General features: G+C 44.2%; 1 protein-coding gene. It reads left to right on the forward strand.

Annotated elements, in window-relative coordinates:
• Window positions 1–233 (forward strand): hypothetical protein (locus tag CD128_RS10865; protein ID WP_231917312.1); only part of this gene is annotated, 233 nt, incomplete at both ends.

The following is a 233-nucleotide window of genomic DNA, read 5'->3' on the forward strand; positions in this document are numbered from 1 at the left end:
AGAGTCTTTCAGACTCAGCAAGTGTAAGCACATCAGATAGTGAGTCAACATCAACGAGCGAAAGTGATTCCGATTCAGCAAGTGCAAGTACGTCAGACAGTGATTCAGCATCAACAAGTGAAAGTGATTCCGATTCAGCAAGTGCAAGCACATCAGGATCAGAAAGTGAGAGTCTTTCAGACTCAGCAAGTGCAAGCACATCAGATAGTGACTCAGCATCAACGAGTGAAAGT

Origin of the sequence: Staphylococcus croceilyticus (assembly GCF_002902575.1) — a bacterium.
GTDB classification, from domain to species: domain Bacteria; phylum Bacillota; class Bacilli; order Staphylococcales; family Staphylococcaceae; genus Staphylococcus; species Staphylococcus croceilyticus.